Below are 24,026 nucleotides of genomic sequence, written 5' to 3'. Positions count from 1 at the left end.
GCTTAAAGGCCTGATTTAAGGCTAGCTTCAATAAATTTGTCTAAATCGCCGTCAAGAACCGCTTGGGTGTTACGGTTTTCAACGCCGGTACGTAAGTCTTTGATACGCGAGTCATCCAGAACATATGAACGAATCTGGCTACCCCAACCGATATCAGATTTCGCATCTTCGTTGGCTTGCTTCTCAGCATTCTGTTTTTGAAGCTCAAGCTCAAACAGTTTTGCACGAAGCTGTTTCATCGCCTGATCTTTGTTTTTATGCTGAGAACGATCATTCTGACACTGAACCACAGTATTCGTTGGAACGTGGGTGATACGTACCGCTGATTCCGTGGTGTTAACGTGCTGACCACCCGCACCAGACGCTCGGTAAACGTCGATACGTAGATCCGCAGGGTTAATGTCGATAGCGATGTTTTCATCAATCTCTGGGTAGATAAACGCAGACGCAAATGAAGTATGACGACGGCCGCCTGAATCGAACGGTGATTTACGAACTAAACGGTGAACGCCCGTTTCTGTACGTAGCCAGCCGTAAGCATAATCACCAGAGATACGAACTGTTGCTGATTTCAGACCCGCAACCTCGCCCTCTGACACTTCGATAACTTCGGCTTTAAAGCCTTTTGCTTCAGCCCAGCGCAAGTACATGCGTAGCAGCATGTTGGTCCAGTCTTGGGCTTCAGTACCGCCCGAACCCGCTTGCAGGTCGATGTAGCAGTCAGAGCTATCGTGATCACCAGAGAACATACGACGGAATTCAAGCTGCGCTAGTTTCTCTTCCAGATCAGCAAGTTCTGGTTCGATTTCATCAAACGTTTCTTGATCTTCTTCTTCAACAGCAAGCTCCAGAAGACCATCAACATCTTCTACACCTCGCTCAAGTTGATCAATAGTTTCAACAATCGCCTCTAAAGATGCACGCTCTTTACCTAGTGCTTGTGCGCGTTCAGGTTCGTTCCATACATCTGGCTGTTCTAGTTCTGCGTTTACTTCTTCTAGACGCTCTTTCTTAGCGTCGTAGTCAAAGATACCCCCTCAGGACATTTGTGCGCTCAGACACGTCCTGTAGACGGTTTTTAATTGGATTGATTTCAAACATGTTTACTCAACATTTTAGAATAGAATTTAACCGAGGAATTCTACTGAAAAATGTGACGGAGATACAGGAAAATTTCGAATGAGAGTGCAGATTGCGACGAGATGCAATACGGCCTCTACGCTCAAGAAGGCCGTACCCGATATCTAAGAAGAACTTAGTGCTTACTTAGCTTCAATATGATCGATCATAAGTTGCAGGGATTGATTGCCACGGAATTCATTCACATCCAACTTATACGCTAAACGTACGGTTTTGACAGAGGCATCCGGCCATCGACGTAAATCGACATTGAACGCAATACCGTCAATCATCACATTGGTTGGATGACCTTTGTAAAGCGGTTCCAACATCAGTTTAAGGTGCTTTTCACCCACCAGTTTTTGATGTAAGACCTTAAACTCTCCATCAAAAACCGGCTCAGGAAACGCCTGACCAAAGGGCCCTCCAGAGCGTAGGAGTTCAGCGACATGCATCGAAAACTCTTCTGGTTTGAGCTCACCATCAGACAGAATCACACCTTTTAGTGCCGCATCATCAAGTTCTTTCTTCACCACGTGATCAAATAAACGGCTAAAACGCTCAAAATCCTGCTCTTTGATGGTTAAGCCTGCCGCCATTGCATGGCCACCAAACTTGATGATCAAACCCGGATTTTGCGTATCAATAAAATCGAGCGCATCACGCATGTGCAAGCCGGGAATTGAACGGCAAGAGCCTTTAATTGTCCCGTCACCACCGTCGGCAAACGCTATCACAGGGCGATGAAATTTTTCTTTAATGCGTGAAGCCAGAATTCCAATCACACCCTGATGCCAATCGCGTTGAAACAGCACTAAGCCGTAAGGTAACTCGCTGTTCTCGCCAAATTGTAGACGCTCGCAAAAGGCCATTGCCTCCTGCTTCATCCCTTCCTCGATCTCTTTGCGGGTTTGGTTCAAACCATCGAGTTCATTCGCCATTCGGCGTGCAGCATGGATGTTATTACACATCAGTAGCTCAACCCCGAAAGACATGTCATCCAAACGACCTGCCGCGTTTATGCGCGGACCAAGAGCAAAGCCAAAATCAGACGCAACCAGACGCCGGGCATCACGTTTTGCTACTTCAATCAGAGCCTGAATTCCCGGACGCGCTTTCCCAGCGCGAATACGTTGTAAGCCCTGATGGACCAGAATACGGTTATTCTCATCCAGTGGCACAACGTCAGCAACGGTGCCGAGCGCAACAAGATCAATCAACTCCATCAATTTTGGCTCTTGCATGCCTTGTTCGGCAAACCAGTTTAGTTTGCGCATGTGCACACAAAGCGCCATCATCAAATAGAAGGCTACACCAACACCAGCCAAGGCTTTGGACGGAAAAGCGCAACTGTCGAGGTTGGGATTGACCATGGCATCCACGTCAGGCAGAACTTGCCCAGGTAAGTGGTGGTCCGTCACAAGTACGGTTATGCCATTTTCTTTGGCATAACGAACCCCTTCAATTGACGAAACGCCGTTGTCCACCGTCATGATCATTTCAGCGCCAAGTTCCAACGCTTGATCAACCACTTCCGGGCTTAAACCGTAACCATCTTCAAAGCGGTTTGGCACTAAGTAATCCACGTTGGCACTACCCAGCATTCGGAGCGCGAGCACTGATAACGCGGAGCTCGTCGCGCCATCCGCATCAAAGTCTCCTACTACGATTATGCGTTTTTGTTCCCGAATTGCCTGGAACAACAAAGCGACAGCCTCCTCAATGCCTCCCAGTTTTTGGTAAGAATGCAAACCACGTGCAGAGGTCTCCAGTTGCGCCACATCGGTGATACCACGATTAATGTATATGCGCTTTAAGATAGGAGGAATCGAATCAGGTAGTAGGGAAAGGTCCGGCTCGGGACGTCGTTGAATTTCTATCATGCTTGAAAAGAGCCGACGGCGTTGTCGGCTCTGCTCCTAAAGGATTATTGTTGCTCTAAACGGGTAAGTAGATCGGCTGGCGGTAAGTATCCCCCCACCATTTCACCGCTAGGCAGGAAGATTGCTGGCGTACCAGAAATACCTAGCTGGCGACCGACGTTGTAATGTGCCTGAACCGTTTCCTTACACTGTTCCAAATCCTTCACTGGACTTTCAAAAGTACGATTTACTTTCGCATTATGAATGGCAGTTTTCGGATCATCTGCACACCAAATTGCCGCCATTTGATCGGCAACCGGCCCCGTCGCACCTTGGCGAGGGTAAGCCAGGTAACGTACAGTGATACCTAAATCATTATAACCCTGCATTTGGCTATGCAGACGCACACAGTATCCACATGTAATGTCGGTAAACACCGTCACTGCGTATTTCTCATTGTCGGCCTTGAACTCGATCATGCTGTCCGAAAACTCGGCTATCTTCGCAGCATTCAGTGGTGCCTGACGCTCGGCCAGCACATCTTTATAACCACCATTTTCATCGATCGCATACAGCGTACCCGCGATAAAGTGATTGCCATCATTCGAAGCGAATAGAACACCACCATTGGTTTGGATTTCTAACAAACCGGTGACGTCAGAGGGTTTGATATCAACGATAGATAAACCCAGTTTTGAAAATTTCGCTTTTAATACAGCTTCATCAAAGTGTTGTTGTCCTGTTGACGCAACTTGTTCAACTGGAGTTTCCGTCTTAGCCTGACTTTCTTCCGCGCCACAAGCGGTGACAAAAAAGGGTAAAGTCAGCAGAGTTAGTCGGCGTAATACGCTCATTAAAATCACCTTAAAATAATATCTTTTCATCCATTGAGACCAGCTTCAAACAACCTACTTATGCTCTTGGGTGGTGTTGACTGTGGATCTGCTTCAATCGCTCAGTCGCCACGTGAGTATAAATTTGCGTGGTCGATAAGTCACTATGCCCCAGCAGCATCTGTACGACCCTGAGATCTGCGCCATAGTTCAGTAAATGTGTTGCAAATGCGTGGCGCAGAACATGCGGCGACAATTTATCTGTATCGATCCCCGCTATCACAGCATAGTATTTAATACGATGCCAAAACGTCTGACGAGTCATTTGTCGTGCACGCTTACTAGGAAAGACCACATCCGAAGAGGTCTCACCCAATAAGACTGGCCTGCCTTGCTTGATAAACGCTTCTATCCAGTCCACCGCATTTTCACCCATCGGCACCAATCGCTCTTTTCCACCTTTACCTGTAACGCGCACCACGCCCTGGCGAAGGCTGATATTTTCCATCGTCAAACTAACCAGCTCAGTGACGCGCAGCCCGGTGGCGTAGAGTAGTTCCAGCATCGCTTTGTCACGCAGTTCGACCGGATCATTGGGATCTGGAGCTTCCAGAAGTGCGTCTACTTGTTCTTCACTGATATCTTTTGGTAGTCGCTGTGGCAACTTAGGGCTAACCAACAATGCACTGGGATCATCGGCCCGCACTTTCTCACGATGTAAATACTGGAACAAACGCCGAATCGCCGACAACATACGTGCACGAGACGTCTGTTTGTATTCCAAATCAACCAAATAGGTTTGGTACTCTTGAAGACCAGAAAAGCTGATGAAGTCCAGACGGTAGCGCTGTTGCTCCATCCATGTTAACAGCTTTATCACATCATTTCGGTATGAAGCGAGTGTGTTCTCAGATAGCCCACGCTCCATCCACATTGCGTCTAAGAATTGCTCAACAAGCGCAAAATCTTGTTGATTGACAGGCTGTTGTGCCGTCATTCACGCTTCCTTTTTTGATTATCTGTAGCCTCTGAGGGTAAGACAGCCCCAGTTTGAATGCCATAAAAAATTGTCATCAATGGGGAATCTCACGATATTCGCTGCATTCGCAGGCGGTTTAAGGTTAAAATCACGCTCAACAGCAACACAAATAACGATGAATACAATGAAAATCGGACTCTTTTACGGCTCTACGACCTGCTACACCGAAATGGCAGCAGAGAAAATTCGTTCCCTCATTGGAGAAGATCTTGTCGACATTCACAATGTGAAAGAGACACCGCTTTCACTGATGGCAGACTACGATTTATTGCTTATTGGCATCTCCACCTGGGATTTCGGTGAAATTCAGGAAGACTGGAGTGCGATTTGGCAAGACATCGCCGCCACCCCATTAAAAGGGAAAGTGGTTGCGTTATTTGGTCTTGGCGATCAGGAAGGCTACGGCGAATGGTATCTGGATGCCATGGGTTTGCTTCATGATGAATTGAAAGAGACAGGTGCGCAGTTTATCGGTTACTGGCCAAACGAAGGCTATGACTTTGAAGCCTCAAAAGCACTCACCGAGGATGGCACTCAGTTTGTCGGACTTGCACTCGATGAAGATTCCCAATACGACTTAAGCGACGAGCGTATTGAAAAGTGGTGTGAGCAAGTCTTGGTAGAGTTCCACGATACGCTATAAGCGCGTATTAATATTGCCAACTAGCAGAATAAACAAAGCCCGATGAATCAACTTCATCGGGCTTTTTGTTATTCGTCATTCAGCGAGTTTACGCCGTTTCTTCAACCAGTTCAGCCTGAGGCTTCGAGGTGAAGAACATGCAAACGATCGCAGCAAATGTTGGCAGAACCCAACCCATGCCTACTTCGAACAGAGGCAAAATACTGAACGCTGATACATCGAAACCTGCGACTTTTGCAGCATCAACCAATGCAAACAGCAAAGACACAAGCAATACCACACGATAAGCGGCGCGAGGATTTGGCAGTCTGCTGCGAATAAACGTCAACGCTACCAATGCAATCGCTACAGGGTAAAGCGCAAACAGAACAGGGACTGACAACGCAATCAACTGAGCAAGACCAACGTTTGCAACCAAGGCACAAACCGCACCGTTGATTAACACCCAGTGTTTGTATGACAGTGGCGTTTTAGAGCTAAAGAAATCAGAACATGCCGAAATCAGACCGATGGCCGTCGTCAAACACGCTAATAATACGATGATTGAAAGAACGATTTGACCGTAAGGACCAAACAACGCCTGTACGTACTGACTCAGAATCAGACCACCGTTGTCTGCACCGGCTGCGACTGTTGCACTTGTGGCGCCTAAGTAGAATAGCGAAATGTAAACAAATGCCAGACCAGCGGCTGCAATACAACCAGCAAAAATCAGGTACTTAGTTGTCGCTGAACGCTCAGTGATGCCTTTACCACGAAGCGCATCGACCATCAGCATACCGAACATCAGTGACGCGAAGGTATCCATGGTGTTGTAACCTTCAAGGAAACCTTTGGTCAGTGGCTGAGTTAAGTACTCACCAGATGCACCGAGCATTTCACCTTGAGGGTCAACAAATACCGCCAGCGCAAGGATGATCAGACCAATGAACAATACTGGCGTCAGTACTTTACCAATCAAGTCAATCAGGCGGCCCTGGAACCACGAAAATAGCATCGCAATAGCAAAAAAGATCACTGAAAATATCGTTAAATATGCCTGAGATGCTTCAATAAAAAATGGCTTAACGGCCATTTCATAAGCCACAAGGCCAGTACGAGGGGCCGCAAATGCCGGACCAATAATAATGAAGATCAGAGCCGCCATCACAACGGCAGCTTTCTTAGGAAGATCTTGTGTTAAGTGATCCCAAGATCCACCAGCGACCGCAATAGCGACGATAGTAATGAGAGGTAGGCCTACCGCTGTTAACAAGAAACCAAGCATAGCTGGCATCAGGTTCTCACCAGCCAATTGACCAGCTAAAGGTGGAAATATGATGTTGCCAGCACCCAAAAAGAACGCAAACAGCATAAAGCCGACTGCGATAATATCTGTTAGTTTTAATGTCTGCTTCACAGATAACCCTTGTCTATAAAATGTGTGAATATTGTGTATGCATCGACCACTTTTGGAATACGGAGTATTCGTGGTTCAATCTATAAAATCGCGGCGCATAATGACGAAATAATCATCATTTGGCAACCTACAAGAAAAAAACGCCACATTAATTTATAGTTAAAACAAAAAACCAGTCAATTCATCTACACTAAAAATAAAATACAGCCATTTATCTCGATCAAACTCTAGTACAAACTGCTAACAAGCAACATAACAAACTAAACATTTACTAAACAATAGATAAAATCACTGAAAATGAGAGCATATATAATACAATCATGAAGAGCGAAAAATTTAAAACTAAGAGCTTCAAGTTTAAACAGTTTTTCATCGACGGCGGTGAAAGCGGTATGCCTGTCAGTACCGATGGCATAATGCTGGGTGCGTGGATTGAGAGCCCTGAAGATGCCGTAATACTTGATATAGGGACAGGAACGGGATTACTGACATTAATGTGTGCTCAGCGCTTTGGTCAGTCCAGGATAACCGCTGTGGATATTGAAGTCAGCGCCATCAACGCCGCCAGGCACAATTTCGCCCACTCTCCATGGCAAGAGAGATTATCAGCACTTCACACGGATGTATTGACCTTCACCCCAGCTCAGTTGTTCCAACGGATCGTTTGTAACCCACCTTATTTTAATAGCGGGGAGCAATCCAAACAGAGCCAGCGAGCAACGGCAAGACACACCGATTCACTGCGCCACGACGCCCTGCTTCAGCGTTGCTACCAACTGTTAGAAGAGGATGGAAAAGCCAGCTTTGTGCTCCCCATCACCGAAGGTGGGCAGTTTATTGAATTAGCATTACAGCAAGGCTGGTATTTGTCTCGGCTTTGCCGCGTGCAACCATCAGAGAGAAAACCCGTACATCGCGTGCTGTTTGAACTGGCAAAGCAGCCTTGTGAGACTCAAGAGTCACGCTTGATCATTCACTCATCAGACGGGTACAGCGACGATTTTGTCCAACTAACTCACGAGTTTTATCTTAAGATGTGAAATAACATGTGATCCTTATCACCAATCACTTTATAATATGCGACCTTTTCGTAATCTATGCTGTTGCGGCGAACTATTAACCAAGCCTTGCTTGTGGAGAACTCATTGTGATCAGAACCTTTGCTGAACTTGATCTAGACCCAAATTTACTTGATGCCATTGAAGATATGGGCTTTGAGCGCCCTACAAAAGTCCAGGCAGAAGCAATCCCACAAGCGTTGGATGGTCGTGATATTTTAGCGTCTGCACCAACAGGCACAGGTAAAACAGCAGCATTCGTGCTGCCTGCTCTGCAATACTTACAGGATTTCCCACGTCGTAAACCTGGACCTGCACGTATTCTAATCTTAACGCCAACTCGTGAACTGGCGATGCAGGTGGCAGATCAAGCCCGCGCACTGGCAAAAAATACCAAACTGAACATCTTTACTATCACAGGCGGTGTTCAATACCAGGAACACGCCGATATCCTGGCCACCACGCAGGATATCGTTGTTGCTACACCAGGTCGCTTGCGTGAATACATTGACGCAGAACGTTTTGATTGTCGCGCGATTGAATGGTTAGTTCTGGATGAAGCCGACCGCATGCTAGACATGGGCTTTGGTCCTACGGTAGACCGTCTATCTACAGAGTGTCGCTGGCGTAAACAAACCCTTCTGTTCTCAGCAACGCTTGAAGGTAAAGGTGTAGAAGGCTTCACTGCAGACCTGCTAAACGATCCCGCAGAGATCGACGCGAAATCGCCACTGCGTGAGCGTAAGAAGATCGCTCAATGGTACCACCGTGCGGACAATGCAGAGCACAAACTAGAACTGCTTAAACACATCATCACTCAGCAAGCAGAACGTACTATCGTTTTCCTGAAGACTCGTGAGCGTCTGGCAGAACTGCGCGCCCAACTTGAGAGTGCACAAATCCCTTGTTCGTGGATCCAAGGCGAAATGCCACAAGATCGTCGTAACAACGCGATTGCACGTTTCCGTGAAGGTACCGTCAACGTATTACTTGCAACGGACGTTGCAGCGCGTGGTATCGACCTTCCTGATGTGTCGCACGTTATCAACTACGACTTGCCACGCACAGCAGACGTCTACCTGCACCGTATCGGCCGTACCGCTCGTGCTGGTAAAAAAGGCAATGCGATCTCACTGGTAGAAGCGCACGATCAGCCGATGATGGATCGCGTAGCACGTTACGTGAAAGAAGAGATCAAAGAGCGTTTCATCAAAGAGATGCGTCCAAAACACAAAAAGCCTGTGTTTAAGAAAAAGAAAAAAGACGACAAGAAGAAAACCGCGAAAAAGAAAACCGCTAAGAAAAAGTAAGATTTAAATTACAAGGTTGAAAAAACAAAAGGGTTGGCAATGCCAACCCTTTTTTGTATCTGGAGTTTCAAATTAATTCTGCTCTTCACGTTTAAAGACCAGATCTGTTGGCGTCGACTCTTCTTCAACAAAGTAGTAACCAGCCGTATCAAACTTGGTCAGCTCAGCCACACTCTCGATGCGATTTTCGATAATGTAACGCGCCATCATGCCGCGCGCTTTCTTCGCATAGAAACTGATCACTTTGTATTGGCCATTTTTACAGTCTTTAAAGATTGGCGTGATCACCTGAGCATCGAGGTTCTTCGGTTTCACCGCTTTAAAATACTCATTTGATGCAAGGTTAATCAGCACATTATCGCCTTGGGCTGCAATCGCTTCGTTGAGCTTGTCGGTGATGACATTGCCCCAGAACTGGTACAAATTCGTTCCTTTGTCGTTCGCAAGCTTAGTGCCCATTTCCAGACGGTATGGCTGCATTAGGTCGAGAGGTTTTAATAAGCCGTAAAGACCTGAAAGCATACGCAGATGCTGTTGAGCGTAATCGAAGTCTGCTTCTGATAATGTTTCAGCCTCAAGACCAGTGTAAACATCGCCTTTGAATGCAAGGATTGCCTGACGCGAGTTTTCTGGCGTGAAAGTCTCGCTCCACTCCTGGAATCGGCCTACATTCAAATCTGCAATCTTGTCACTGACCTTCATCAATGACGCAACATCCGCAGGCGTCAGTTTACGACAAACCTCGATTAACGCTTTTGAATATTCAATTAACTCAGGTTGAGTCACTTTTTCGGTCGCTAACGGAGACTCGTAATCAAGAGTCTTAGCAGGAGAAACTACGATAAGCATGACTTTCACTCCATCCTTTTAATTTTATATAGCGCTAAGAGTACAAAAAAAGCCATACATTGTCTGCATGGCTTTTTGAATCGTGCTAATAGCTTTTAACTATGACACTCAGTCTTTCTTGTCGTTGTACCAGATGCCTTCTTCCAACTGAGACTTCAGTTCTGGGAAATCATTTGCATCAAATGTTGGCACTTTCCCTTCGTCCAACTGACGGTTGTAGTCTTTAGCCAGCTTAATAACGATGCCGGAGAGCAGAATAATCGCCACCAAGTTAACAATCGCCATTAAGCCCATCGAAACATCGGCCAGAGACCATACCATTGGAAGCGAAGCCTCGGCTCCGAACATCACCATACCCAGGAAGATGATACGGAAAACGTTAATACCCGCTTTATGGTTATGTTCTAAGAACACTAAGTTAGTCTCTGCATATGAGTAGTTAGCAATGATAGAAGTAAACGCGAAGAAGAAGATGGCAACCGCAATGAATATCCCGCCCCAGTCACCAACTTGCGAGCTCAATGCACGCTGAGTCAATTCGATACCCGTCACTTCTGTTGCCTGACCGACATATTCACCTGACATCAGGATAATCGCCACTGTAGAGGAACAGATAACAATCGTGTCCATGAATACGCCTAGCATCTGAACGTAGCCCTGAGACGCTGGGTGTGGCGGATAAGGTGTTGCCGATGCTGCTGCGTTTGGCGCAGAACCCATACCAGCTTCGTTCGAGAACAGGCCGCGTTTTACGCCGTTAATCATTGCCTGTGCGATTGCGTAGCCCAGACCACCAGCAGCCGCTTCTTGCAGGCCAAATGCACTCTTGAAGATAAGCATAAGCACTGCTGGCAGTTTCTCGATATTGGCAAACACAACCAATAGTGCAAGAGCCAGGTAAAGCAGTGCCATAAGTGGAACAATCATCTCCGCGACTTTAGCGATACGCTTAATACCACCAAAAATAACCGCTGCAGACAATGCAACAACACCGATACCGACGTATAGAGAGTTCCAGCCAAATGCATTACCCATTGCATTTACAATCGAGTTAGCTTGTACGGCGTTAAATACCAAACCAAAAGCGATGATTAGGAAGACTGAGAACAATACGCCCATCCAGCGCATGCCCAAGCCTTTTTCCATGTAGTAAGCAGGACCACCACGGTAATTGCCATCATCATCTTTGGTTTTGTATAGCTGCGCCAGAGTACTTTCAGCAAAAGACGTTGCCATACCCAACATGGCGATTAGCCACATCCAGAAAATTGCCCCAGGACCACCGGCTGTCAGAGCAACAGCAACACCGGCCATGTTACCTGTACCGACACGGGCAGCAAGGCTGGTACAAAGTGCTTGAAAAGAAGAAATACCAGCTTTGTCTGATTTACGGCTGTTTTTTAGAACCGAAAACATGTGGCCGAAATGGCGAAATTGGATGAACCCCAATCGAAAGGTGAAGTAAATACCTACACCAACAAGGAGATAAACTAGAATCGAGCCCCAAAGGAGATCGTTCATCAAATTGATTAAGTCTGTCATGCGTACCTCAAAGTGAGTTGCGCCGGTCTATGCGTCCTAGCCATCCACCAGATTGCCTGCTAAGTGTCAAAGTATGCTTAGCTTATTAAGTAGTGTTTGTTTTTCGGGCAATCCAGAATCGTAAACGTCGCTTCATGCTTCCATTTTACGTACCAGCGTATTTTTTGACGGGCGGATAATGCAATCTGAGCCAACAAAAATCAATATGCAATAATGTTCATATTTTTGTTATTTTTCACTATAAAGTCACCAAAAAATAACATAAAAAACAGATGGAATTATCATAAATCAAAACATTTTGATTACTTAAAACCAACAAAAGTAATTATCTTCTAACTAATGAACTGGCACTGGATGATTCTGAGCTTAGGCTAGTATTCATAAGGTGTTACAGAAATTATCAGCAACTCTGCAGCCGCAATCGAACACTAATTCGTCAAAGCGGTTTTATGCAACTTTTAGCTTTGCTTCATGCTCAAATAGAGTGGTTCGAATTAACATTGAAAATCTCGTCATTTAATCGTTTACTTAGGCTCGTTTGCCTGTTTTTTATGCAACAATTACAAACCAAAATGTGATTTTGAGAAGGTTTTTGCACGAAAATGTCATGTGACAGACACAAATTCGAAATATGTCATGGCTATTCTCACAACTATTGTGGTAATTAAAAAACTCCACAAGGACTGGTTACAACAGTTTAGATAAACAAAGGTAAGGTGGCTTATGGACGGCTTTCAACTAGATGACATTTTTGATCTGGATAACACCTCAACAACCAAATCTCGTACCAAACCAGTAAAGCGTAAATGGCGAGAAATAGAAGCGATGAACGACAGACGCAACTTACTCAGAGAGCTGCGTGAACTTGATGTGTGTAACGACTACAACTTAGAAGACATTAAACTCTAATTCAAACAAAAGGCACCCAATACTAGGGTGCCTTTTGTTATTTTAGAAGGCGAAAACAGGGGAGCCGGGAGCTCTTCAAACCTGTTCACCACCAATTCTTACATAATGAGAATAGCAACCTCTTTTAACCCTGATTCAGGGTAGATTTAATTTACCTTCAATTCTTATTAAGTAAGAAAAGCAACATTTAAACCCGTGAGAAAACACCATTTAACCGAGTCAACCTGCTGCTATATATACTCCATATCACTTTGGCGAACACGATCGGCCAACTGTTTATAGCGATCTGCAATAGTATCGCCAAAGACAGGGTCGTCATCATTTTCACTCCAAAGACTCTCTACTTCTTGCCAATCTTCTGTAGTAAACAATTCTTCAATTAATGGCAGAATCTTCCTCTCTTCGAGCTCAAGGTGTCGCTTCTGGGAATGAATGAACTCTTCTAAATGGCTGACAAACACATCTTGAGGCACAACAGCATCCTGCAGAATCATCTCAATCACTGTAGAGAACTCTTTGGTTTTTTCCGCCAAATCCTTGTGTTCCTGCTCCAGATTCTCAATAGTCTGTTGCTTACCATAATGCTCGAGAAAATGATGATAAAGGATGTCTTCTTTCGGGTGATGGACTTTTTCTGAGTGAGTCGACAGGTAATCAACAATCTCGCCCACTAGCGCATAGTTAATTGAACGTTCTTGTTTTATTGCGTTGAGTTTGTGGCGCAATATAGCCAACAGGCGAACCATGTAGCCGTGTTCGCGTCGAATTCTTTCGATCATCATAGCGTCTCTCCTTAACACCTGCTTTTAAATAAGTGTACATGAGAAATGCATTACCAGCTTGAGCCTGCTCAAAAAAACAGCGATTAGAAAATCTTAATCGCTGACCTTTCTTTTATACTTCAAGCGGTAACTGCCAATTGATAGGCTGGTTACCTTGCGCTACGAGTATCTGGTTCGCTTGAGAGAAGTGTCTGCAACCTAAGAAACCTCGGTGAGCAGATAACGGTGAAGGATGAGGGGCTGCAAGTACATGATGCTTTGAACGATCGATGAATCTGCCCTTCTTCTGGGCATGCGATCCCCACAGCAAGAACACGACATCATGTTGATGCAAATTTATTGCTTCTATCACTTTATCAGTGAACGTTTCCCACCCAGTTTTTGCGTGTGAGTGTGCCATGCCTTGCTCTACAGTCAACACCGTATTGAGCAGCAATACACCTTGCTCCGCCCAGTTTTGCAGAAAACCGTGCTGTGGGATTTGAAAGCCTTCAATATCCTGAGCAAGTTCTTTATAGATATTTACCAAAGATGGTGGCGTTTTTACTCCGGGTAACACAGAAAAACACAACCCATGCGCCTGATTAGGACCGTGGTAAGGATCCTGACCTAAAATCACCACTTTTACATCGTTAAACTCGGTAAAACGAAATGCGTTGAACACATCTTTGGCTGGAGGATAAATCGTTTTCCCCGCCAAACGTTCGGATTCAACAAAGTTTAAAGTATCGACGAAGTAGCTTTGTTTTTTCTCTTCGCCGATCACATCATGCCAAGTCGGTGACTGATTCATGGAAAGTTCCTGTCGTAAAGTTTATCTCTATTCTAACGAGATAAGCCTCCGCAGACAAAAACTTGCCATCAACTTAAGAACGGAAATATAAGATTAGTGTTTCTGTGGCGTTCGATGGTGCCCCTGTCCAGTAATGTGACGGTTAGGTACTGGCAGACGCGATGTACGTCCGCTGTGCGAGAATGGAATAAAAGAGATAGTTCGAGACATAGTGCAATCCTTCTTTCATAGGCCCCTAAAGCTCCTTAAGAAAGAATAGTGCCAACTATGACAAATTGATTAATTTTTCTTTAATCCATCCAAGTGGTGACCTCGAAGAAAATCAATCTCCTGACGCCAAATATCTGGATCTATTGTTTCTAAAATCAGTGGGATAGCATCAAACCGAGGATCACTCGCAACATACTCAAAACAGTCCCAGCCAATTTCGCCTTTGCCCAGTGAATGGTGACGGTCCACGCGGCTTGCAAACTCGACTTTTGAATCATTTAGATGCATTGCTCTCAAATAGTGCATACCAACAATACGGTCAAACTCAGCAAAGGTGCGTTCGCAATCTTCCTTGGTTCTTAAGTCGTAGCCAGCGGTAAAAGTATGACAGGTATCAATACACACACCGACACGATCTTTGTCGTCGACTTGCTCAATGATTTCTGCAAGATGCTCAAACTTCCAGCCCAAATTCGTCCCTTGCCCAGCGGTATTTTCAATGACAGCAATGACCTCTGGTACGGCTTTGTGTGCCAGATTGATAGACTCAGCAATCGTCGCTAAGCACTCTTGCTCTGAGACTTTATTTAAGTGGCTCCCAGGATGAAAGTTCAACAGTGTCAGGCCAAGCTGGTTACAACGTTCCATTTCATCAATGAATGCTGCGCGCGACTTATTGAGCTTCTCTTCTTCAGGAGCCCCCAGATTAATCAGATAGGAGTCATGCGGAAGGATACTCTCTGAGCCAAATCCAAGCATTCTACAGTTGGCTTTAAATGCACTTATGGTCTTGCTATCCAAAGGTTTGGCGACCCACTGGCGCTGATTTTTGGTAAACAACGCAAATGCATTTGCACCGATCTCTCGTGCACGTAATGGAGCTTGGTCTACCCCACCTGCAGCAGACACATGCGCACCGATCAACTTGTTCCCAAACTTGTTTTTCATATTTGTCATTTAATCACTTTAAACTTTCAGTCTATGTACCTAAATACAGCTAGTTAATTCAATCTAGTTGAACTCAAAACCCTAAAATGTAGTAAAAATACTACAAAATAATAAATCAAATATTTTTGATGACATAAAAAATATTGTAATCAGTATGTTTTTAAACACTTTATTGATTTAACTCAACAAAACAACCTTAATAAAAATAATGTTTTTAGTTGTTTTTTGACTTAAATCAATATTAAAATAGTGGATATTAGCTATATAATACTCAGCTCGACACAAAGTTTGAAAACTAACACCAATAAACACCACGTAAGTGGACTAGGAGACAGTAATGATCCAAGGTATCCAAATTACTAAAGCGGCAAATGACGAACTTCTAAACTCTATCTGGTTACTCGATGGTGAAAAGAATGAAGCGCGTTGTGTTGCTGCCGCAGCAGGCTACGAAGCTGACCAAGTGATCTCTATTAACGATCTAGGTGAATACGAAAGCCGTGAAGTGGCGATCGAAACTGCACCTCGCATCGAAGGTGGTCAACATTTGAACGTCAACGTTCTTAAGCGTGAAACGCTAGAAGATGCCGTTGCTCACCCAGAAAAATACCCACAGCTAACTATTCGTGTTTCAGGTTACGCAGTTCGTTTCAACTCGCTAACTCCAGAACAACAACGTGACGTTATCGCTCGTACATTTACTGAGACTCTATAATAGAGACACACTCCGGTAAAATTTGAAAACGGCGCTCAGTGAGCGTCGTTTTTCTTCGTCCAGAAAATAAAAAAGGCGGAGACCAAGCTCCACCTTCCTTACTTAGCTTGCAGTTATTTTACTGTACTCGACGTAAAACCACTTTAAGTGCATCAAAATCAGCATCCAAATCTTCAGACAGCAGTTCCATTGCAGCATGTTTTGCTAATGGCGCTGGCAAGTCGATATCAGATTGCAGGATGTCATCCACGACTTCTTTGAACTTAGCCGGATGAGCCGTACATAAGAACAGGCCAGTTTCACCCGCCTGAAGCTGCTCATCCAGTACGCTGTAGGCGATTGCACCATGAGGTTCACAAAGATAGCCAAATGAATTCAGCTCTTTCACTGCATCAGCACTTTGCTGATCAGAAACCGCACCTCTACCTAATGTTTCCAAGCCCCACTCTTTCACACGGCACAACTCTTCGATACGCGGCCAGTTGTTAGGTTGGCTCACGTCCATCGCATTCGATGTCGTTGCAACGGTCGGTTTTGGATCCCACTTGCCCGTTTCTAGATAACGCGGCACTGTATCGTTAGCATTGGTTGCAGCGATAAAGCGTTTGATTGGCAGCCCAAGCGCTTTGGCCAGCAAACCAGCAGTTAGGTTACCAAAGTTACCACTTGGTACTGAGATTACTAAGTTTTCACGCTCTGCTTTACTCATTTGCGCAGCCGCTTCAAAGTAGTAACAGATTTGCGCCATCAAGCGACTAATGTTAATCGAGTTAGCTGAGTTAAGGCCAATTTCCTGACGCAGTTCAGCATCATCAAAGGCTTGCTTCACTAACGCCTGGCATGCATCGAAGTCACCATTGATTGCGACCGTATGGATGTTCTTACCCAGTGTACAGAATAGCTTTTCTTGTAACGGGCTGATCTTACCTTTAGGGTAAAGAATCACAACGTTGATGTTTTCCATACCGTAGAAAGCGTGAGCAACCGCAGCACCTGTATCACCAGATGTCGCAGTAAGAATCGTGATCTTCCCGCCATCTGAAACCGCTGCTAGCGATTGAGCCATAAAACGACCCCCAAAGTCTTTAAAAGCCAATGTTGGGCCGTGGAAAAGCTCCAGCGCATAGACGTCATCTTTTACTTGCTTGATCGGTGCAGGGAACTGAAACGCAGCATCAACCATTGCATGAACTTGCTCTTCAGTCAGCTCATCACCAATCAGGGCAGAAAGAATTTTTGTGCTGCGAGAGACAAAATCTTCTTCTAACAGAGCGTCAATATCATCAAATTTTGGTAATTCCAATGGAAAAAACAGGCCTTGATTACGACCTAATCCTTGGCGAACGGCTTGGCCAAAGGAAACTTGTTCATCATTTTCTTTTATATTGTAAAGCTTCATAGCTCACTTCCTGTTACTTTCGAACCCTGCTTATCCAGTCGACAAACGTGGACGAATCCTTCTTCGTTTTGTACGTAATTTTGTTCTAACCAGCGAGCAACTCGCTCAGCGACATCTTTCTCTTTGCAAATACTGAACAGTGTCGGCCCACTGCCAGAAATACCGGTTGCCAGTGCTCCGGCAGACGCGGCGTATTGACGTGCATTAGCAAAGCCTGGCAGCAGTTTCTCACGATACGGTTCTGCGATCACGTCTTTGATCATTTTTGCAGCTAGCTCAGGCTGCCCAGAATGGCACGCATGAATAAAGCCTGCAAGGTGGCGACCATGCGCTATGATATCTTGTCGGCGGTACTGAGATGGTAGGATCTCTCGCGCTTCCGCAGTCGATACTTTAATTCCCGGATAAGCCATTACCCAGTACCAGTCATCAAAACATGGCACTTCCTGACTAATAATACCAAGCTCTTCAAGCATCAGTTGCACGCCACCCAAGTAGCAAGGTGCAACATTATCATAGTGAATACCACCAGAGATCTTACCTTCCATTTCGCCCATAAGCGCGAGTAGTTCTGTCTCATTCAGAGGTCGGCCGTGGAAACGATTTAAAGCGTCTAACGCGGCAACGATAGAACAAGCACTGGAGCCCAAACCTGATCCAATCGGCATGTTCTTCTCAAGCGTCATTTCCAGAGGTTTAAGCTCAACGCCTTTTCTGTCCAACTCACGAGCAAATACTACCCAACAGTCGTAAACGATGTTCTCTTTTGCTTCTGTAGGTAATTTCGAGACGAAGCTACCTGATGTTTTCAGGCTGAATGGTTCAGAACCTGCTTTCACTTGTACTCGGTCACCCAATAAGGTGCCATCGATAGGAGAGACAGCCGCTCCCAATACATCAAAACCAACGCTTACATTACCAATTGATGCTGGGGCATAAACCACTACATCCATATCACTTGAACTCATTGCTGTTATACCCCTAGTTTCCAACCTAAAGTACGCATCACATCTGAAAATACGCCTGCTGCAGTAACTTCAGTACCCGCTCCGTAACCACGCAATACCAATGGGATTGGCTGGTAGTAACGGCTGTAAAACGCCAGTGCGTTCTCACCATCTTTAATTTTGAACATAGGATCATTTTCATCCACGCTAGCAATGCTCACAGTACATTTACCATCGTTGATTTCACCAACATAACGTAAAACTTTACCTTCTTCTGCCGCTTTGGCGACGAGTTCTTTAAAGTAGGCATCGGCTTCTGGCAGACGTGCCATAAACTCGTCGACGCTACCTGAATCGTCAAAACCTGGTGGCAGAGCTTGATCGACAACTACGTCTTCCAGCTCTAGAGACATTCCCGCTTCACGAGCCAGAATGAGCAGCTTACGGGCTACATCCATACCAGATAGATCATCACGAGGATCCGGTTCAGTAAAACCATTGTCTCTTGCTATCTTAGTCGCGTCACTCAAGCTCACGCCTTCATCTAATTTGCCAAAGATGTATGAGAGTGAACCAGAAAGAATACCGCTGAATCGTTCTAACTCATCACCAGCAGAAATGAGGTTTTGCAGGTTTTCGATAACAGGCAAACCTGCACCTACCGTTGTTTCGTACATCAATTTACGACGAGAGCTACGAGCCACATCGCGAAGCTGATGGTAGTACGCCATGCTCGCTGTGTTTGCTTTTTTGTTTGGTGTAACCACATGGAAACCTGCCGCCAGAAAATCAGCATACTGATTCGCAATCTCTTCACTTGAAGTACAATCAACCAACACTGGGTTGATGATATGGTTGCGTTGCACAAGCGCAATTAATCGTGCCAGGCTAAATTCTTCTGTTGCCGATGACATGCGATCACGCCAATGATCAAGCGGTAATCCTTCGCTATCCAGTAGCAGACCTTTACTGTTCGCCAGACCACAAACGCGAATGATGATCCCTTTCTCAGACAGTTTCGCTTGCTGACGTTCAATCTGATCCACCAGCTCGCCACCAACACCGCCGATACCAACAACGAAGACATCAAGGAAATGTTTCGAGTTGAACAGGTTCATATGACACGCTTTGATCGCTTCCGAGATCTTGTCTTCTGGAATAACCGCAGAAATAGCACGTTCAGAAGATCCTTGAGCAATCGCAACAATATTGACATTCACTTCTGCAAGTGACGAGAAGAAACGAGAAGCAACACCTCGGGAAGTACGCATGCCATCACCAACAAGTGTTACGATAGCGACATCATCAATAAACTCTACAGGCTCAAGCAGACCATCTTTCAATTCCAGCTCAAACGACTCTGCAAGTGCCTTTTCTGCTTTCGCTTTGTCGTCTGCCTCAATACAGAAGCTGATGCTGTATTCTGAAGAAGACTGAGTGATAAGAACAATAGATACACCAGCTGAAGACATAGCACCGAATACTCGACTCGCCATGCCCACCATACCTTTCATTCCAGGGCCAGACACGTTCACCATGATGAGATCGTTCAAAGTAGTGATGCCTTTAATTGCCAGCTTATCTTCCCCAGTGTCCTGACCAATCAGAGTACCTGCACCTTGAGGGTTGAAACTGTTTTTAATCAGGCATGGAATGTGGAACTGAGCAATAGGAGCGATAGTTTTTGGATGAAGAACCGATGCACCGAAGTACGAGAGTTCCATCGCTTCCTGATAGCTAAGAGATTTCAGTAATCTTGCATCTTCTACTAAGCGAGGGTCACAGTTGTAGACACCATCAACGTCAGTCCAGATTTCACAACAATCGGCACGAAGGCACGCAGCCAGAACCGCTGCTGAATAATCCGAACCATTACGACCTAATGTCACCAGTTCGCCTTTTTCATTGCCTGCAGTAAAACCAGGCATAATGTTGACATGACCTTCAGGAAGTGGCTTTTGGCGGAAGTTTTGAGTAGAAATATCGACATCAACCATCGCTTCAAGGTGGTCGCCTTGAGCATACAAGTATTCAACCGGATCAATTAGGCTGGCTGGTTGTCCTTTTGCTTCTAGTACTGCTTTCATCAACTGAATTGACACACGTTCACCTTTACTGATGATTCGTGCGTTCACATTGTTTGGGCACATCCCTAGCAAACTGATACCGTGAACGTACTGACGAAGTTGAGAAAGAGAGGTTTTCACTTGATTATCGTAAGCAGTGCCATCCAGGTTCGGTACTACTGCCTGAATATCTGCAAAGAGCGTTTTAAACGATTCTTCAAGCTCATTAATTTGTAAGTCGGCTTCTCCATTACGTAAAGCACTTTCAATCACGGCAACCAATTTATTGGTTGTTTTACCTGGCGCAGAAAGCACAACCGCAACTTCTTCTTGTTGAGCATTATTCGCAATGATATCTGCTGCTCGTAAAAAGCGATCTGCATCAGACAATGATGAACCGCCAAACTTCAATACTCGCATCCCTTCCTCCAGTGTATTTTCTTAAACTTGTCTAAAATTGGTATTAAGAAAGCATAAAAAAAGGCCTGTATCTTGTTGGATACAGGCCTTTCTTGTGAATTTCTTTCGCTTAGCAGCCTGCCCCAACAAATGTAATGTCGGTAATAATAATGGTGGTGGTCATTGCTACTAGGCTATTAAGTGTCATAAATCAATATTCAATGATATGTGTGTTTGCTTAGCTCTACGTTTACCGAGTTTCTGAATCATAGTCAACAAAAAAATTGTCCACCTTCAGACGCCACAGAGATAAACTCTGCGGTAATTAACTGATAAATATATATTATCAGTTGTTTCAACATTAAATAATTTTTGTCTACATATCCCGTAACATCTGTAACACTGTTCGAAAAAGTGAACGTTGCACACGGATTTGGAGGCTCTCTGTTTAAGAGGCTCAGATCAAATAAACGAATACAGTTGTGACATCCCTGCTACAACCTAAATGTGATCACTATTCATCGGTATTGATAATTTCAAAAAATAAATGAGCTAGCTTTCATATTCTATGCTTTAATTGTCAGAAGCGTTAAGCACATACCAATAAAAATCGTGGAACACAAGGAGTGGTGAGCATGAAAAAATGGCTTTTTCTGTTGCTTTTTGTCGTGCCCGGTATTTCTTTTGCCACGGAACTCCCTCCTCTTCCAGGGAAAATCATCACTTCTCCCCACAAATTGTTTATCTCTAGTGAAAGTTACCAATCTGACAGTTTCGATGTATGGAATATTGATGGCGGATACTCATATGAGTTATTTGATTCCGTCGATCTTTACGTTGGTGCTCGTGTTAACAACTCTCCGGTTCAAAACCAAAGCGGCTTTTTAAGCGGCGTCAGCTACCACTTTAATGATCGTGTGACAGTAAAAAGTACCTTACGTTCTTTTAAAGGTGAAGTCACTGAAGGCATTGGCGAGGAAGACAACGGCCTTGCTGCCGAAGTGTCTAGTCGTGTGAAGATCACTGACAAGTTAGATATTCACGCTACTCTGGATTATCAAGACTGGCAACAAGGCTTTGAGGTAGGTTTAGGCTTCCGCTTCTAACTTCCGCTTCTAAAAATTGAGCTTTTCTTTTGAGATTAATATCCCGTTCCAATCCGCATACACATAGTGTTTCGGTTGGACTATTTGATTGTGCATGGTTAAGGTCACGTTGACATCACCATTTCCACGCTTCTCGGTTTTAAATGGGCTTGTACCAAGTGCTTGCACACCAATGTCCATTTGTGACATTTGAGCGACATCGCGTATCGCACCATAGACAATGATGCCTTCCCAACCATTTTCGATACCAAGTATGGCTAGCTGATCACCTAGCAAAGCTTTTTGACATGAACCATGACCATCCACAATCAACACTTTGCCTTTACCATCCTGTCCAAGTACTTCTCTTACCTTAGAATTATCGTGATAGCATCGCACTGTAACGATTTCACCAAAGAAAGCAGTGCGTTGTCCATAGTTCTGTAATGGCAGCATCAACTGCGTTACTTTATCTTCAAATTGGTCACAAATATCTGGTGTTATATCTATCATATTCCCTCCGTGAATTTTCTCGCCCGAGCATTGCTCCAACGATTAGTATCCTGTTAAACGAGCCTGTCGCTTATCTTACCAATTTTATGTTTATTCTCTGGATTCGAGCAGACGATGAGATAGAGCTCTCCACTGGTTACGTAGTAAATAGCATTCTGTTGATACTCATTGGCCAGTGATATCGCTTCCTCTATTGTGATATCTACCGCAAAGCTCTCTTCATACCATTCAAAGGCACGATCACCTACCGTGACAGGCACATAGTTAGTGTGTTGTAATCGTTTTACTAGCTCTTGATTAGTTATGCAATTGTCTTTTTTTGACCGCAAATTACTGTAAGGGTTCCAAGCAGTTATTAAAACGTAGCTCAAAACACTCCATTCGGATTCAAAATGGAAGTAGGGATTTGAATAAGAATTCCATAACGATGCGTCTATGTTCGAATTACTTTTTTCTATCATAACTCTTAAATGATTAATAACAGTTAAATTTCATCAATTGATGTAAATCAACAAAGTGCATGGAATTAACATTTGAGCATTGTTAGCATGCTGTTAACAATATAAAATCCGCCAATATCAAGGGTGTTTACGTTTCATCTCACATTACCAGTAGGGACGGAAAGGTAAAGATCCTTTAGAATAAAAGTCACCACTGGATTTGGTGAACTGGTAAAACTCCACGGAGGGCGGATAACTGAAAGAAGTGTTTTTTTGATCAACTTGATTTATTATCAAAATTACATTACCTGTATGTTATATTTTTGCCTAGAATTTATTCTATTAGCACAATTTTGTCACAAATTTAGGTACCGCCAATGCAAACCCCGCAGATTCTGATCGTTGAAGATGAGCAAGTAACTCGTAACACTCTTAAGAGTATTTTTGAAGCAGAGGGATACGCTGTTTTTGAAGCCAGTGACGGTGAAGAGATGCACCAAGTTTTGTCTGATAACTCTATCAACTTGGTCATTATGGATATTAACCTTCCAGGTAAGAATGGTCTTCTATTAGCACGTGAATTGCGCGAGCAAGCAGACATCGCATTGATGTTCCTGACAGGCCGTGACAATGAAGTAGATAAGATACTGGGTCTTGAGATTGGTGCAGATGATTACATCACTAAACCTTTCAACCCTCGTGAATTGACGATTCGTGCACGTAACTTACTAAGTCGTTCAATGAGCACCAGCATTGTTCAAGAAGAAAAACGCTCGGTAGAGAAATACGAATTCAACGGTTGGGTTCTAGACATCAACAGTCGTTCACTGGTTAGCCCTTCAGGCGATGGCTACAAACTGCCTCGTTCTGAGTTCCGTGCTCTGCTGCATTTCTGTGAGAACCCAGGTAAGATTCAAACACGTGCCGATCTTCTTAAGAAGATGACTGGTCGTGAGCTTAAGCCACACGATCGTACTGTAGATGTAACCATTCGTCGCATTCGTAAGCACTTTGAATCTGTATCTGGTACACCAGAAATTATTGCGACAATTCACGGTGAAGGTTACCGCTTCTGTGGCGATCTTGAAGACTAGTAGATTCGCTTAAAGCTGGTTGATTTCCTTAAATACTAGGGCTTGCTCATTTTGAGCGAGCCCTTTTCTTTT

Annotated in this window: 22 protein-coding genes and 1 other annotated feature; of the genes, 7 read left to right on the top strand and 15 right to left on the bottom strand. The window is 44.6% G+C overall.

Annotated features, from left to right (window positions below; translation table 11 throughout):
• Positions 1–2: 2 nt before the first annotated feature.
• The 4 genes from prfB to xerD form a co-directional block, all read right to left on the bottom strand.
• Positions 3–1,101 (bottom strand): peptide chain release factor 2 gene (gene prfB, locus ACWYU8_RS16380; protein ID WP_457520809.1). Its coding sequence is split into 2 segments (ribosomal slippage): positions 3–1,025 and positions 1,027–1,101, totalling 1,098 coding nucleotides; the frame shifts between segments, so codons are not numbered across the junction.
• A 161-nt stretch (positions 1,102–1,262) separates the two neighbouring features.
• Positions 1,263–3,002 (bottom strand): single-stranded-DNA-specific exonuclease RecJ, encoded by a 1,740-nt coding sequence (gene recJ, locus ACWYU8_RS16375; RefSeq protein ID WP_457520808.1) that lies wholly within the window; start codon positions 3,000–3,002, stop codon positions 1,263–1,265.
• 44 nt (positions 3,003–3,046) lie between these two features.
• Positions 3,047–3,835, bottom strand: a complete 789-nt coding sequence (gene dsbC, locus ACWYU8_RS16370; RefSeq protein ID WP_457520807.1) for a bifunctional protein-disulfide isomerase/oxidoreductase DsbC — start codon at positions 3,833–3,835, stop codon at positions 3,047–3,049.
• A gap of 58 nt (positions 3,836–3,893) precedes the next feature.
• Positions 3,894–4,811, bottom strand: coding sequence for a site-specific tyrosine recombinase XerD (xerD, locus tag ACWYU8_RS16365; RefSeq protein WP_457520806.1), 918 nt, complete (start codon positions 4,809–4,811; stop codon positions 3,894–3,896).
• Between the two features lie 166 nt (positions 4,812–4,977).
• On the opposite strand from xerD, the gene fldB reads away from it, so the two are divergent.
• Positions 4,978–5,496 carry a flavodoxin FldB gene (gene fldB, locus ACWYU8_RS16360; RefSeq protein WP_457520805.1) on the top strand — a complete coding sequence of 173 codons (519 nt, stop codon included), beginning with the start codon at positions 4,978–4,980 and terminating at the stop codon, positions 5,494–5,496.
• An 88-nt stretch (positions 5,497–5,584) separates the two neighbouring features.
• Here the strand turns inward: fldB and brnQ are convergent, their stop codons facing one another.
• Positions 5,585–6,895 (bottom strand): branched-chain amino acid transport system II carrier protein, encoded by a 1,311-nt coding sequence (gene brnQ, locus ACWYU8_RS16355; protein ID WP_457520804.1) that lies wholly within the window; start codon positions 6,893–6,895, stop codon positions 5,585–5,587.
• Positions 6,896–7,215: 320 nt separating this feature from the next.
• Between brnQ and ACWYU8_RS16350 the strand changes: the two genes are divergently transcribed.
• Positions 7,216–7,935 carry a tRNA1(Val) (adenine(37)-N6)-methyltransferase gene (locus tag ACWYU8_RS16350; protein WP_457520803.1) on the top strand — a complete coding sequence of 240 codons (720 nt, stop codon included), beginning with the start codon at positions 7,216–7,218 and terminating at the stop codon, positions 7,933–7,935.
• A 107-nt stretch (positions 7,936–8,042) separates the two neighbouring features.
• Entirely contained in the window at positions 8,043–9,263 is a 1,221-nt protein-coding gene (gene srmB, locus ACWYU8_RS16345; protein ID WP_457520802.1) for an ATP-dependent RNA helicase SrmB, read from the top strand.
• 72 nt (positions 9,264–9,335) lie between these two features.
• On the opposite strand, the gene yaaA is transcribed toward srmB, so the two are convergent.
• On the bottom strand, positions 9,336–10,112 hold the full coding sequence (gene yaaA, locus ACWYU8_RS16340; RefSeq protein WP_457520801.1) for a peroxide stress protein YaaA: 777 nt from the start codon (positions 10,110–10,112) through the stop codon (positions 9,336–9,338).
• A 108-nt stretch (positions 10,113–10,220) separates the two neighbouring features.
• The gene (locus ACWYU8_RS16335) at positions 10,221–11,654 is read right to left on the bottom strand and encodes an alanine/glycine:cation symporter family protein (protein ID WP_457520800.1); all 1,434 of its coding nucleotides are present in this window, start codon (positions 11,652–11,654) and stop codon (positions 10,221–10,223) included.
• 723 nt (positions 11,655–12,377) lie between these two features.
• On the opposite strand from ACWYU8_RS16335, the gene ACWYU8_RS16330 reads away from it, so the two are divergent.
• Positions 12,378–12,563, top strand: coding sequence for a DUF3545 family protein (locus ACWYU8_RS16330; protein WP_457520799.1), 186 nt, complete (start codon positions 12,378–12,380; stop codon positions 12,561–12,563).
• Between the two features lie 230 nt (positions 12,564–12,793).
• Here the strand turns inward: ACWYU8_RS16330 and ACWYU8_RS16325 are convergent, their stop codons facing one another.
• The 3 genes from ACWYU8_RS16325 to nfo form a co-directional block, all read right to left on the bottom strand.
• On the bottom strand, positions 12,794–13,345 hold the full coding sequence (locus tag ACWYU8_RS16325; RefSeq protein WP_457520798.1) for a hemerythrin domain-containing protein: 552 nt from the start codon (positions 13,343–13,345) through the stop codon (positions 12,794–12,796).
• Between the two features lie 112 nt (positions 13,346–13,457).
• Positions 13,458–14,138 (bottom strand): uracil-DNA glycosylase, encoded by a 681-nt coding sequence (gene ung, locus ACWYU8_RS16320; RefSeq protein ID WP_457520797.1) that lies wholly within the window; start codon positions 14,136–14,138, stop codon positions 13,458–13,460.
• A 279-nt stretch (positions 14,139–14,417) separates the two neighbouring features.
• On the bottom strand, positions 14,418–15,305 hold the full coding sequence (gene nfo / locus ACWYU8_RS16315; RefSeq protein ID WP_457520796.1) for a deoxyribonuclease IV: 888 nt from the start codon (positions 15,303–15,305) through the stop codon (positions 14,418–14,420).
• Between the two features lie 328 nt (positions 15,306–15,633).
• Between nfo and grcA the strand changes: the two genes are divergently transcribed.
• The gene (grcA, locus tag ACWYU8_RS16310; RefSeq protein ID WP_444494592.1) at positions 15,634–16,011 is read left to right on the top strand and encodes an autonomous glycyl radical cofactor GrcA; all 378 of its coding nucleotides are present in this window, start codon (positions 15,634–15,636) and stop codon (positions 16,009–16,011) included.
• A gap of 118 nt (positions 16,012–16,129) precedes the next feature.
• On the opposite strand, the gene thrC is transcribed toward grcA, so the two are convergent.
• Genes thrC through thrA form a run of 3 tightly spaced genes read right to left on the bottom strand, consistent with a single transcriptional unit; the run spans position 16,130 to position 20,843 of the window.
• A complete protein-coding gene (gene thrC, locus ACWYU8_RS16305) occupies positions 16,130–17,410 on the bottom strand; it encodes a threonine synthase (RefSeq protein ID WP_457520795.1) in 1,281 nt (426 codons plus the stop codon).
• Positions 17,407–18,363: a homoserine kinase gene (thrB, locus tag ACWYU8_RS16300; protein ID WP_457520859.1), complete on the bottom strand. Its 957-nt coding sequence runs from the start codon at positions 18,361–18,363 to the stop codon at positions 17,407–17,409. The genes thrC and thrB overlap by 4 nt, the downstream gene beginning before the upstream one ends.
• Positions 18,364–18,383: 20 nt before the next feature.
• Positions 18,384–20,843, bottom strand: a complete 2,460-nt coding sequence (gene thrA, locus ACWYU8_RS16295; protein ID WP_457520794.1) for a bifunctional aspartate kinase/homoserine dehydrogenase I — start codon at positions 20,841–20,843, stop codon at positions 18,384–18,386.
• Positions 20,844–20,897: 54 nt separating this feature from the next.
• Positions 20,898–21,018: a sequence feature (Thr leader region), on the bottom strand.
• A gap of 439 nt (positions 21,019–21,457) precedes the next feature.
• Between thrA and ACWYU8_RS16290 the strand changes: the two genes are divergently transcribed.
• Entirely contained in the window at positions 21,458–21,928 is a 471-nt protein-coding gene (locus ACWYU8_RS16290) for a ribonuclease regulator (protein WP_457520793.1), read from the top strand.
• A gap of 9 nt (positions 21,929–21,937) precedes the next feature.
• Here the strand turns inward: ACWYU8_RS16290 and ACWYU8_RS16285 are convergent, their stop codons facing one another.
• Positions 21,938–22,420 (bottom strand): putative 4-hydroxy-4-methyl-2-oxoglutarate aldolase, encoded by a 483-nt coding sequence (locus ACWYU8_RS16285; RefSeq protein WP_457520792.1) that lies wholly within the window; start codon positions 22,418–22,420, stop codon positions 21,938–21,940.
• A 53-nt stretch (positions 22,421–22,473) separates the two neighbouring features.
• Positions 22,474–22,881: a DUF3293 domain-containing protein gene (locus ACWYU8_RS16280; RefSeq protein ID WP_457520791.1), complete on the bottom strand. Its 408-nt coding sequence runs from the start codon at positions 22,879–22,881 to the stop codon at positions 22,474–22,476.
• A gap of 356 nt (positions 22,882–23,237) precedes the next feature.
• Between ACWYU8_RS16280 and arcA the strand changes: the two genes are divergently transcribed.
• Positions 23,238–23,954, top strand: a complete 717-nt coding sequence (gene arcA, locus ACWYU8_RS16275) for a two-component system response regulator ArcA (RefSeq protein WP_457520790.1) — start codon at positions 23,238–23,240, stop codon at positions 23,952–23,954.
• The last annotated feature ends 72 nt before the right edge of the window (positions 23,955–24,026 follow it).

The organism is Vibrio limimangrovi, from assembly GCF_054064025.1.
Note: the sequence above shows the minus strand (reverse complement) of the source record. Positions and strands in the feature narration are given on the sequence as shown.